Raw genomic sequence first — 10,869 nt, forward strand, 5'->3', positions numbered from 1 at the left:
GGGGCATCGGGGACGGACCCTGACCTGTCCCTGACATGATTCCCATATGAGGGAAATCGCCATTGTGCAGTTGGGACCGGACGAAGGGGAGCGGCTGAAGGAGGTCCGGCTGCGGGCGCTCCAGGAGTCGCCGGACGCGTTCGGCTCCTCGTACGCGCGGGAGGTCGGGTTCTCCGCCGAGGACTGGGCCGAAAGGCTGAAAAATCCGGATTCGCGGTGGTGGGTGGCCACGAGCGACGGCCTGGGTGACGTGGGCCTGGTGTGCATGCTCCTGGAGGAGACCGGCGCCCACCTGCTGTCCATGTGGGTCGCCCCCGAGGCCAGGGGCCGCGGGCTCGCCTCCCGGCTGGTCGACCGGTCCGTCGAGTGGGCCCGCTCGTCCGGCGCGGAGCAGGTGCAACTCTGGGCCGTCGACCGGAACCACGCCGCCCGCGCCCTCTACGGCGCCAAGGGTTTCACCCCCAGCGGCAAGGTCATGGCCCTGCCCTCCAACCCGGCCCTGATGGAGACCAACTACGTGTTGTCCCTGCTGTTCCGCCAGGCCCGCAAGGAGGACGTGCCGGCCATCGTGTCGATGCTGGCCGACGACCCGCTCGGCGCGACCCGCGAGGGCGCCCCCGACGACACCCGCTACCTGATGGCCTTCGACCGCATCGAGGCCAACCCGTACGACGAGCTCATCGTGGCCGAGCAGGAGGGCGAGGTGGTGGGGACGATGCAGCTCACGTACCTGGCCGGGTTGTCGCGGCTGGGCGCGGAGCGGTGCCAGATCGAGGCGGTCAGGGTGGCGGCCTCGACGCGCGGCCAGGGGCTGGGCGGGAAGATGATCCAGTGGGCCGTCGACCGGGCGCGGGCCAGGGGCTGCGCCGTCGTGCAGCTCACCTCCGACAAGTCACGCGCCGACGCCCACCGCTTCTACGCCGCGCTCGGCTTCACCGCCTCCCACGAGGGCTACAAACTCTCCCTGACCTGAGCCGCCCCCAGGAGCGTCCCCCAAGGGGCCTTCAGGGGGTTTCGCCGAGCTGGGCCAGCATCCAGCGGCACCAGTCGGCCCGGTGGCGCTCGTAGCTCAGCCCGCAGCGCAGCGTCGCGTAGCCGCCGAACCCCGGGTCGCCGAAGGCCGGCTGCCCGCCGAAGGACGCCTCCTGCCGCTCGTAGTCGGCCAGCCGCGCCTCGTGCGTGGCGAGCTGGTCGGCGAACAGCCGCCTGACCAGCTCCGGCTCGGCCACCCAAGCCGCGTACGTCTTCAGCACCAGCTCATCGCGCTCCGGCCGTTCACGCGGCGGCTCGGTGACCCATTCCCGCAGCGCCGCCAGCCCCTCGGCGGTCAGGTGGTAGACCTTCTTGTCCTGCGGCCCGGGCCCGTGCGCGCTCTCGAACCCGACCAGCCCGCCCGCCCGCAGCTTCTGCAGCTCGGCGTGGATCTGGCTGTGCCCGGCCGTCCAGAAATAGCCGACGGGCCGCCGCATGGACGCCGCGAGGTCGTATCCGGTGCGCTCGCCGCGCGCCAGCACGGCCAAAATCGCGTATCCGAGCGTTGAGGTCATGGTGGGTCCAAGGATATGGTGCTTGCGGCACTATGTCTGTTCAGACATAGTCTGAAGGAGGGCGCGGCGGCCATGCGGAAGATCGTCGGATGGATGACACTCCTCACTCTGGGGCTGACCGGCTGCGGGGGCGCGGTCCGCACCACGGCCGCCGACGTCCCCACCACAACCGGCCCGGCCTCCCCGGCCGCCACGGCCGCCGGGGTCCCGAGCCCCGATCCGACCCCCACCCCGAGCGCGCCGCCCACCGGCCCCAACGTCTCCGGCTGCTTCACCGAGCAGGACGGCAAGATCTTCACCCACGTCCGCGGCCTGCCCGGCGTGATCACGGGCAAGGGCCCGGTCGGCGTGGTGATCACCTACGAGCGCCGCGGCAGCGTGTGCACCTGGCGCCCGCTCTCGGACCGCCTGGTCGCCGCCGGCTACCGCGTCCTGCTCTACGCCAGGGACGCCGGCCTCCTGCCCGAGGACGGCGCCATCGCCATGGGCCGGCGCCTGGCCAAGGAGAAGGGCGTCGAGCGCGTGTTCCTGGTCGGCGGGTCGATCGGCGCCACCGCCTCGGTCCCGGCGGCGGAGAAGCTCGCCGGGAAATCGGCGGGGAAGCCGGGCGTGAAGGTGGCCGGCGTGGTCGCCCTGTCAGGCGAGATCGACGAGGGCGACGCCGCCGCGCTCACCGTGCCGCTGCTGCAGATCGGCTCCGAGCACGACTCCTACGGCGGCGCCCGGTCGCTGCGCGCCGCCGAGACGGCCGCGGCCAAGGCTCCCGACAACCAGGTGCTGATCATCCCCGGCGAGTCGCTGCACGCCTCGGCCCTGTTCGGCAGCCCTCACGCCGCCAAGGTGCTCGACGCCGTCGTGGCGTTCATGGACCGGCACAAGGGCTGACCTCGACCAGGTTGTCGTGGAAGGCGGGCCCCCGGCCCATGTCGCCGTCCCGCTCGGCCACGACCGCGTTCGCGTTCGCGCCGCCGGGGCTCAGCTTCGGCCAGCGGCCCTTGGGCGTCGCCACCACGCCGGGCGCGACCCGGTCGCTGATCTCCACGTCGGCCAGGAACTCGCCGCCGTCGTTGTGCACCCGTACGCGCTGCCCGCCCACCAGCCCGCGGGCCGCCGCGTCGGCCGGGTTCACCAGCACCGCGGGCTCCTTGGCCCGCCGCCGCAGCTCGGGATTGTTTCCGAAGATCGTGTTCAGGAACGTGTGCGCGGCCGGCGTGACCAGCGTCAACGGGTACGCCGCCCGCGACGCGACAGCCGTGTGCGACGGCACGTACGCCTTCCCCGAGGGCGGGAAACGCAGCCGCCCGGACGGCGTGGGGAAGCCCTCGGCGAACGGCGTGAACGGCTTGGGGTAGTTCATCCGCACCCACCCCTCCTTGCGCAGCCGGTCGAGCGTCACGCCTTCGAGCGACGGATGCCCGCTCGCCAGCAGCGACTCGGCCAGCTCCAGGTCGGAGTCGTACAGGGAGGGCTCGGTCAGGCCCATGTGGGCGGCCAGCCGGCGGAAGGTCTCGGTCGTGGACAGGCACTCGCCGGGCGGCTGCACGGCGGGCTCGTTCCACAGCAGGTACATGTGGCCGTACCCGGCGTGCAGGTCCATGTGCTCGGTCTGCATGGTCGCCGGCAGCACGATGTCGGCGTAGTCCACGGTGTCGGTCGGGAACTGCTCCATGACGACCGTGAACAGGTCCTCGCGGGCGAGCTGCCGCCTGATCGTGTTGGCGTCGGGGGTCGAGCCGAGCGGGTTGGCGGCGTACACCCACAGGCATTTGACGTCGTCGAGCTGCGAGCCGAGCTTGGTCATGACCAGCGTGCGCACCGGCTTGGCCAGCAGGTCGTCGCGCCGGTCGACGTTCACCCGTACGTGACCGCTCGTCGAGTACGCCACGCCGCCGCCCGCGCCGCGCCAGTCGCCGGTCACGCCGGGGATCGCGGCGATCGTCCGCATCGCCGTGCCGCCGCCCGCGTGCCGCTGGATGCCCATGGTGGCGCGGATCGCGGTCGGCCGCGTGTGGGCCAGGCGCATCCCCAGGCTGTGGACGTCCTCGGCGGGGATGCCGGTGATCTCCGCCACCCGCTCCACCGGGTACTCCAGGATCTCCTTGCGGAAGTCGTCCCAGCCCTCGGTGTGCTCGGCCAGGAACTCCTCGTCCTGGGCGTTCTCGGCGAGCACGACGTTCAGCAGCCCGAGCGCGAGCGCCGCGTCCGTGCCCGGCCTGATCGCCAGGTGCTGGTCGGCCTGGTCGGCGGTCCTGGTGCGGATGGGGTCGATGGCGACCACGTACGCGCCGTCCGCCCTGGCGTCCTGGATGAACTTCCACAGGTGGTGGCCGCTGGTCAGCGTGTTCGTGCCCCAGAGCAGGATCAGCCTGGCCTGGGCGAAGTTCTCCGGGTCCATGCCGCCCGCGGTGCCGTTGGCCTTCATCAGCCCGCTGCTGCCGGCCGCCGAGCAGATGTTCAGCCAGTGCTTGGATGCCCCCAGCACGTTCCAGAACCGGCGGCCCGCCACACCCTCGCAGCCCTGGAGGTAACCCAGCGACCCCGTCCCCAGGTACGGCCAGATCGCCTCGCCGCCGTGCTCGTCCACGATGCCGCGCAGCCGCGTCGAGATCTCGTCGAGCGCCTCGTCCCAGGTGATCCGCTCGAACTGCCCCGACCCCTTCGGCCCGGTACGCCGCATCGGGTACAGGATGCGGTCATCCGCCTGCGTGTGCTCCAGGTACCGGTTGACCTTCACGCACAACGCGCCGCGGGTGTAGGGATGGTCGGGATTGCCGCGCATCTTGACCGCCTGCCCGTCCCGTACGGTGACGACCCACGAGCAGGTGTCCGGGCAGTCAAGCGGACATGCCCCCAAAACCCTAATTTCGCCCGACATGCGCCCCAGCCTACGTCCCGGCCCACCCGTGACGGGCGAGCCGCCCCCGCGACACCGCCGGTCCGACCTCGTGGAAGAACGCAAAGGTGAACGGGGGGACTTCCACCGTGTAGCCTGCCTCGCGCAGCCTGGCCGCGACGCACTCGGCCGACGCGTCGTGACCGGGCCGCCCGGCCGCGCGGTTTCCCCCGTGCGCGCCGGCGACGGAATCGAAATCCCGGAAACAACCGGGCGTCGGGGGCGACGAGGGCGACGAGGGCCGGCGGCGGCATCGCGAGAGTGCACATGCCATGAACACCCCAAGGCTTCATGGTGTGCACACGCGGGCAGGTCAATGCTGGCCGGGTCCTCACCCGGTGCGCCCACCGGGACGACGAACGAGGACACTGGAGATCAGAGATCGTACGGTCCGGCCGGGAAGGTGCAGAATCACTGTCGGTGGCCGAAATCAGGGAACGAGATGATGACACGGCGGACCTCGCGGAGGGGGATCCAGCCGTGGCCGAGTCACGCGCCGACGGCGGCGTCTACGTAGTAGAGCCGCTCCTTCCCCAGCGCCTGCGGCGTCCCTCCGACCTGCTGCGGTTCTTCGCGACGCTGATGGTGCTCGGGGCGGTGATCCTGCTCGCCCTCGTCGCCAAGCAGACGCTCAACGGGCTGGAGCAGGACGTCAAGGTGGGCGCCGAGATGGTGCCGCTGCTCAGCCGGGTGGCCGCCTTCATCGGCAGCGCGGCCGTGCTCATCGTGCCCGCCGCGTTCGCCGTCGAGCGGGTCTTCCACCGCGACGGCCTGCGCGTCGCGGAAGGGCTGATCGCGGCCATCATCGGCATGGCCGGGTCGTTCCTGCTCGGGCAGTGGATCGAGGCGAGCAGCCTGACCGACCTGCGCATCCTGCTCACCGGCGACCGCGAGATCGAGCCGCTGAACACGCTGCTCACCTCGGTGATCGCCTACACCACCGCGGTCCGCATCGCCCGCCGCCCCACGTGGCGCATGCTCATGTGGACCTCGATCGCCCTCTACATCCTCACCTACTTCTCCGGCCGGCAGATCACCCTGCCCAGCGCCATCGTGACCGTCCTGGTCGGCATGGCCATCGGCTACGCCACCCTCTACGGCGTCGGCAGCCCCAACACCCGCCCGCCCGGCAGCGCCGTGGTCGCCGCGCTGCGCAAGCTGTCGTTCTCGCCGGTCTCCGCCCGCCGCATCGAGGACGACCACCAGGACAGCCGCCGCTACGCCATCGGCCTCGTCGACGGCACCAGCCTCGACGTCACCGTCCTCGACCGCGACCGCCAGGTGGCCGGGCTGCCGTACCGGCTGTGGCGGCGGATCAGGCTCCACTCCGAGACCAGGCGCAGGGCCATCCGCTCGCTGCGGGCCGAGCTGGAACGCGAGGCCCTCATGGCGTACGCCGCCCAGGCCGCCGGCGCCAGCACGCCGCGCCTGCTCGGCACCAGCGAGATCGGCACCGAGGCCGCCCTGCTCGCCTACGAGCACATCGAGACCCGCCCGCTCGACGAGGTGCCCGACGCCGAGATCGACGACGCCCTGCTCGCCCAGATCTGGGAGCAGGTCGAGCTGCTGCAGATCCAGCGGCTCGCCCACCGGCGCCTCACCGGCGACAGCATCCACCTCGACCGCGCGGGCCGGGTCGTGCTGACCGACGCCCGCAGCGGCGAGATCGCCGCCGGCGACCTGCTGCTCCGGCTCGACATCGCCCAGTTGCTCACCTACCTGGCGCTGCGCGTCGGCCCCGAGCGCTCGGTCCGGGCCGCCGCCGCCGTGATGGGCCCCGACGCGCTCGCCGCCGCCATGCCGCTGCTCCAGCGCATCGCCCTGACCAGGGAGACCCGCGCGGCCCTGTCCAAGGCCAAGAACGTGCTCACCGGCCTGCGCGACCACATCGTCGCGCTCAAACCCCAGGGCAAGGTCGAAGAGGTACGCCTGGAGCGCTTCCGGCCGCGCACCCTGATCACGATCATCGCCAGCACGGTCGCCGCCTACGTCGTGCTCTCCCAGCTCAGCAAGGTCGACCTCTACAAGGTGGCCACCACCGCCAACTGGGCCTGGTCCGGCCTGGCGCTGATCGCCTCGTTCTGCAGCTTCGTCGCCGCCGCCCTGATGTTGCGCGGCTTCGTGCCCGAACGCCTGCCGCTCTGGCGTACCGTCCTGGTGCAGTTCGCCTCGTCGTTCGTCAAGCTGGTCGCGCCCGCCGCGGTCGGCGGCGTCGCGATCAACACCCGCTACCTGCAAAAACGCGGCATCTCACCGGCACTCGCGGTGGCCAGCGTGGGCGCCTCGCAGCTCATCATGCTGGTCTTCCACATCGCCCTGCTGCTGCTGTTCGCCTACATCACCGGCTCCGCCGCCGCCACCTCCTTCACCCCCTCGCGCGGCCTGGTCGTGGCGATGCTCGCCATCGCGCTGCTGGTCGCGGTGGTGCTCGGCGTGCCGCCGCTGCGCCGCATCGTGACCGTACGGATGCGCACGCTGTTCTCGAACGTGTTGCCCCGGCTGCTCGACGTGCTGCAGTCGCCGGCCAAGATGATCGAGGCCAGCGTCGGCACGCTCATGATCACCATCGCGTTCGTGGCCTGCCTCGACGCCTGCGTCGCGGCGTTCGGCGGTCAGCTGAGCTTCACCGCCGTCGCCGTCGTCTACCTCACCGCCAACGCCATCGGCTCGGCCGCGCCCACGCCCGGCGGCCTCGGCACGGTCGAGTACGCGCTGACCCTGGGCCTCGTGGCCGCCGGCCTCGAGTGGGACCTGGCCGCCTCGGCCGTGCTGCTGTTCCGGCTGCTCACGTTCTGGCTGCCGGTGCTGCCCGGCTGGGCGGCCTTCACCTACCTCCAGCGGCACGAGGCCCTGTGACCGGCCGCTGATCAGCGAGCCGACGCGACCGGGCCGGTGATCTTGTCGATCGCCTCCAGCTCGTCCTCGGTGAACACCGGGCCGTCCACGCACGCCACGTTGTCCTCAAGCTGCCCGACGCTGCTCGCCCCGATCAGCACGCTCGTCACCCGCGGGTCCCGCAGCGTCCACGACAGAGCCATCTGGGCCAGCGTCTGACCCCGGCCCCTGGCGATCTCGTTGAGGTCGCGCGCGAGGTCCCGGTCGATCTGGTCGGCGTTCAGGAACCGGCTCGTCGCCGCCCGCGAGTCCGTGGGCACGCCCTCCAGGTAACGGTCGGTCAGCAGCCCCTGCGCCAGCGGCGAGTACACGATGCAGCCCATGCCCGCCTCCTCCAGCACGTCGCGCAGCCCGTCGTCCTCGATCCACCGGTTGATCATCGAGTACGACGGCTGGTGGATGAGCAGCGGCGTGCCCAGCTCGCGCATGATCCGCGCGGCCTGCGCGGTCTGCTCGGCCGAGTAGTTGGAGATGCCCGCGTAGAGCGCCTTGCCCGAGCGCACGGCCCGGTCCAGCGCCCCCATGGTCTCCTCCAGCGGCGTGTCCGGGTCGGGACGGTGGCTGTAGAACACGTCCACGTACTCCAGGCCCATACGGTCGAGCGACTGGTCGAGGCTGGCCAGCAGGTACTTGCGCGACCCCCACTCCCCGTACGGCCCCGGCCACATGTCGTACCCGGCCTTGGTGGAGATGACCAGCTCGTCCCGGTACGCCGCGAAGTCCTCCCGGAAGATCCGCCCGAAGTTCCGCTCCGCCGACCCGTACGGCACCCCGTAGTTGTTGGCCAGGTCGAAATGCGTCACCCCGAGGTCGAACGCCCGCCGCAACACCCCCCGCGAGTTCCCGACCGGCCGGTCGTCGCCGAAGTTGTGCCACAACCCCAGCGACACCGCGGGCAACCTCAGCCCGCTGCGCCCGCTCCGGTTGTACGGCTGGCGCCCGTAACGCCCCTCGTCGGCCAGGAAGGTCATGCCGTGCCCCTCTCGATGATCCAGGACAGCGCGAACGCCTCCTCACGCCAGGCGTCGTACCGCCCGCTGCGCCCGCCGTGCCCCGCGCCCATCTCCGTCTTGAGCAGGAACGGCCCGCCGGACGCGAGCGCGCGCAGCCGCGCGATCCACTTGGCCGGCTCGTGGTACAGAACGCGCGTGTCGTTCAGGCTGGTGATCGCCAGAATCGGCGGGTACACCCTGCCGTCCACGTTCTCGTACGGCGAATAGCTCTTCATGTAGGCGTAGATGTCCGCGTTGTGCAGCGGGTCGCCCCACTCGTCCCATTCGATCACCGTCAGCGGCAACGACGGGTCGAGGATCGTGTTGAGCGCGTCCACGAACGGCACCTCGGCCACCACGCCCGCGAACTCCTCGGGCGCCAGGTTCGTCACCGCGCCCATCAGCAGCCCGCCCGCCGACCCGCCGCGCGCGACGACCCGCTCGCTCCAGCCGCTCGCCTTCAGGTGCCTGGCCACGTCCACGAAGTCGGTGAACGTGTTCCGCTTCGTGGTCGTCTTGCCGTTCTCGTACCAGTGGCGGCCCATCTCGCCGCCGCCCCTGACGTGCGCGATGGCGAAGACGAACCCGCGATCCAGCAACGACAGCCGGGGAACCGAGAAACCCGGGTCGATGGAGGTCTCGTAGCTGCCGTAGCCGTACAGCAGGGTCGGCGCCGGCGTCGAGGTGTCCTTGCGCTTGACGATCGAGATCGGCACGCGGGTGCCGTCCTCGGCCGTCGCCCACTCGCGGAACTGCTCGTAGTCGCCCGGGTCGTAGCCGCCGAGCACCGGACGCTGCTTGAGCAGGATCAGCTCGTGCGAGTCCAGCTCGTAGTCGTACACGCTGGGCGGCGTCACCATGCTCGTGTACGCCAGCCTGAGCCGCCTCGTGGTGAACTCCGGGTTGCCCGCCGGGCCGACGTCGTACAGGGGCTCGGGGAAGTCGATCTCGTACGCGTTCCGCTCGGCCGCCTCGACACGCTCACGCCAGTCCGCGCCGGCCGCCGGGTAGGGCAGCACCCGCAGCCCGGTCAGCCCGTCGCGGCGGAAGTGCACGACGACGTGGTCGGAGAACGCGTCGATCTCCAGGAGCCTGGTGTCCTCGCGGTGCTCGATCAGCGGGGTCCACGCGCCGGGATCGTCGAGGGGGGCCGTGGCCAGCTCGAAGTTCTCGGCGTTCTCGTTGTGCAGGACATAGAAGAAGTCGCCCGCGTGCTCGACGCCGTACTCCACGCCGGTCGTCCTCGGCCTGACGAGCCGGAACTCGCCGGTGGGGTCGGCCGCGTCGAGGATGCGCACCTCGCTCGTGATCTTGCTGCCCACACCCAGCACGAGGTACCGCTCGCTGCGGGTCAGCCCGATGCCCACCCAGAAGCGCTCGTCGGTCTCCTCGTAGACCAGCACGTCCTCTTCGGTACCGAGGGTGTGCCGGTAGACCTGGTAGGGCCGCCAGGCGTCGTCCACGCGCGTGTAGAAGAACGCCGAGCCGTCCGCCGACCAGGCGCCGCCGTAGAAGATGTCCTTGATCTCGTCGGCCAGCACCTCACCCGTCTCAAGGTTCCTGAACCTCAGCGTGAAGCGCTCGTCGCCCTTGAAGTCGGTCGAATAGGCCAGCATCGTGCCGTCGGGCGTGACGGCGCTGGTGCCCACGGAGAAGAACGCGCTGTCGCCCGCGAGCTCGTTGCCGTCCAGGACGACCTGCTCGCGCTCAAGGCGCTCGCCCGGGGTGATCTGCGGCGGTGCGTCGCTGTCCGCCGGCACCCGGCAGGACACCGCGTACTGCTTCCCCTCTTCGGTACGCGTGAAGTACCACCAAGCGCCCTTACGGCTGGGCACCGACAGGTCGGTCTCCTGCGTGCGTCCCTTGATCTCCTGGAAGACCTGCTCCTGGAGCTCGGCGAGATGCGCGGTGTGCTCCTTGAGAAAGTCGTTCTCGGCCTCCAGGTACGCCGTTGTGTCCGGGTCGTCCTTGTTGCTGAGCCAGGCGTACTCGTCGATGACCGTGTCGCCGTGATGCGTGCGCTCAGTCGGGACCTTCTTCGCCTCTGGCGGCGGAATGCTGCTCACGGGGGGAGTCTATGTTCGGCCGTGATCGTTCTGTTGCCCGGCGACCTGGCGAACGCGTCTCGAGCGGTCGGGAGCGCTGCTAATCTTTAGGAGCCGACGAGGTGCGGCGCAACCCACTCCCTTCACTCCGGTGATATTGGTGTGTTGCGGACGCAGGCGTCGACAATCCCTTCTGGCTCGCAGGTCTGAAGATCGGTTCGCTAACCGAGCGACAGGCTGGTAAGTTAGAGGGGTTGTCCCGGAAGCGGGACGCGGCTTAATTCCAGCAGGTCGAGCAAGTCCGGTCAATTTGACAGAGACTTGAACGGCTGAAAGAATTAAGACACAACGAAAGAACGCAAGACGAAATGAACGCCTCTGAACGAGGATCCGGGAACGGGTTCTGGTGAGGAAGTACGCGTCCGTTTCTTGAGAACTCAACAGTGTGTTTAAAAGCCAGTGCATGAAAACCATGCATAACCCCGTCACATCTTCGG

General features: G+C 70.3%; 7 protein-coding genes. 3 read left to right on the forward strand and 4 right to left on the reverse strand.

The window, feature by feature from the left end:
- Positions 1–46 precede the first annotated feature (46 nt).
- Complete coding sequence (locus DMB42_RS56180; RefSeq protein WP_125645728.1) at positions 47–973, forward strand: GNAT family N-acetyltransferase; 927 nt, start codon at positions 47–49, stop codon at positions 971–973.
- A gap of 31 nt (positions 974–1,004) precedes the next feature.
- Here the strand turns inward: DMB42_RS56180 and DMB42_RS44315 are convergent, their stop codons facing one another.
- Positions 1,005–1,547, reverse strand: coding sequence for a PadR family transcriptional regulator (locus tag DMB42_RS44315; protein WP_125645730.1), 543 nt, complete (start codon positions 1,545–1,547; stop codon positions 1,005–1,007).
- A 93-nt stretch (positions 1,548–1,640) separates the two neighbouring features.
- Here DMB42_RS44315 and DMB42_RS44320 point away from each other — a divergent pair, with 93 nt between their 5' ends.
- A complete protein-coding gene (locus DMB42_RS44320) occupies positions 1,641–2,432 on the forward strand; it encodes a hypothetical protein (RefSeq protein WP_125645732.1) in 792 nt (263 codons plus the stop codon).
- On the opposite strand, the gene DMB42_RS44325 is transcribed toward DMB42_RS44320, so the two are convergent.
- Positions 2,410–4,422 carry a molybdopterin-dependent oxidoreductase gene (locus DMB42_RS44325; RefSeq protein ID WP_125645734.1) on the reverse strand — a complete coding sequence of 671 codons (2,013 nt, stop codon included), beginning with the start codon at positions 4,420–4,422 and terminating at the stop codon, positions 2,410–2,412. The genes DMB42_RS44320 and DMB42_RS44325 overlap by 23 nt on opposite strands.
- 498 nt (positions 4,423–4,920) lie before the next feature.
- Between DMB42_RS44325 and DMB42_RS44330 the strand changes: the two genes are divergently transcribed.
- The gene (locus tag DMB42_RS44330; protein ID WP_125645736.1) at positions 4,921–7,296 is read left to right on the forward strand and encodes a lysylphosphatidylglycerol synthase transmembrane domain-containing protein; all 2,376 of its coding nucleotides are present in this window, start codon (positions 4,921–4,923) and stop codon (positions 7,294–7,296) included.
- Between the two features lie 11 nt (positions 7,297–7,307).
- On the opposite strand, the gene mgrA is transcribed toward DMB42_RS44330, so the two are convergent.
- Together mgrA and DMB42_RS44340 are read right to left on the reverse strand one after the other, a co-directional pair.
- Entirely contained in the window at positions 7,308–8,306 is a 999-nt protein-coding gene (mgrA, locus tag DMB42_RS44335; protein ID WP_125645738.1) for an L-glyceraldehyde 3-phosphate reductase, read from the reverse strand.
- The gene (locus DMB42_RS44340) at positions 8,303–10,393 is read right to left on the reverse strand and encodes a S9 family peptidase (RefSeq protein ID WP_125645740.1); all 2,091 of its coding nucleotides are present in this window, start codon (positions 10,391–10,393) and stop codon (positions 8,303–8,305) included. The genes mgrA and DMB42_RS44340 overlap by 4 nt, the downstream gene beginning before the upstream one ends.
- Positions 10,394–10,869: the final 476 nt, after the last annotated feature.

The organism is Nonomuraea sp. WAC 01424 (genome assembly GCF_003947315.1).
Taxonomy (GTDB): Bacteria; Actinomycetota; Actinomycetes; order Streptosporangiales; family Streptosporangiaceae; genus Nonomuraea; species Nonomuraea spiralis.